The sequence below is a fragment of the Wolbachia endosymbiont of Cardiocondyla obscurior genome (assembly GCF_902713635.1).
In the GTDB taxonomy this organism is placed as follows: Bacteria; Pseudomonadota; Alphaproteobacteria; order Rickettsiales; family Anaplasmataceae; genus Wolbachia; species Wolbachia pipientis.
In genome coordinates, this window is record NZ_CACTIU010000112.1 from 1 (window position 1) to 1283 (window position 1283).

The following is a 1283-nucleotide window of genomic DNA, read 5'->3' on the forward strand; positions in this document are numbered from 1 at the left end:
TAGTTGGTATAGAGAGCTGTTTCCAGAGGTAGAACTATCCAAAGATCAGAATACCAAATACAAATTTCAAACAGTGCAGAGAGGATACAGAATCGCAACGTCAGTTGGAGGGACGTTAACAGGTGAAGGTGGTGATTTCATCATCGTGGATGATCCACTGAGTCCCGCCCAAGCTTTGAGTGAAACGTTTAGAAAGCGTGCTACAAATTGGTTTGACCAGACTTTAGTAGCCAGGCTCAACAATAGAAAAAAAGGAGTAATTGTTCTTGTGATGCATAGGCTACATCAAGAAGATTTAACCGGGCACCTTCTCTCCAAACCGAAAAACATATGGAACCATACTTGTTTACCGATGATATCTGAAAATAAGGAGATTATCTATTCAATCAAAAAGCCAGCGCCTCCTTTTCTTGTTCCTGTCACCCGAGTAACTACAAATGAGTACAAAAGCTGGATTACAGCATCAAGTGCTAGAATGACACCACCCGTAATATTATACTCAAGAGAAGAAGGTCAGTTGCTATATCCCCTCGATGGAGGAAAAGAAGAAGTTGAGATGATAAAGGTTGAACTTGGAAGTTACGCTTTTGCTGCACAATATCAACAAAACCCTCTGCCACTTTCAAGTGGTATAATTAAACGAGAGTGGCTGAAGCGCTATAGAAATTTTCCTGACAATCTCTCGCATGTAACTCAAAGCTGGGACACTGCAGTTTCAACAAGCAACATGAGCAACTTTAGCGTCTGCACCACCTGGACAAAAGTGGGCAATAAATTCTATTTACTCGATGTATATCGCGCAAAGCTTGAGTATCCAAAGCTTAAAGAGCAAGTTCTGTCACTAGCTGCAAGATGGACACCGCACGCAATTTTAATCGAAGCAAAAACAAGTGGTCAGCAATTGGTGCAAGAGCTAAAGACAAACAGTGATTTACCAATTATCGAAATAGTACCACATGATGACAAACTCACTCGATTTTATCAAATTGTTCCGATTATAGAGTCTGGCAAGGTTTTTCTGCCGCACCAAGCAGTATGGCTGAACGATTTTGAGTATGAGACTTTAATGTTTCCTGAAACTCGACACGATGATCAAGTGGATAGTACCGTGCAATATTTGCAGTGGGTGAGAGATAGTAGCTCTAGGGTCGCAGCTTTACGGGCATTGTGATTTGAGTCTACCAGATCCAAGTAGTCAGCTACTTGCATGACACCCTGACAACCGTCATCCCGCTACGTGTTAGCGGGATCTAGAGATACCGCGAATGAATCGCGGTATGACG

Annotated in this window: 1 protein-coding gene; it reads left to right on the forward strand. The window is 42.2% G+C overall.

Annotated features, from left to right (window positions below):
- Positions 1 to 1171 (forward strand): phage terminase large subunit (gene terL / locus WOCAOBSORBRA_RS05985; RefSeq protein ID WP_174516153.1); only part of this gene is annotated, 1171 nt, incomplete at its 5' end.
- Positions 1172 to 1283 lie beyond the last annotated feature (112 nt).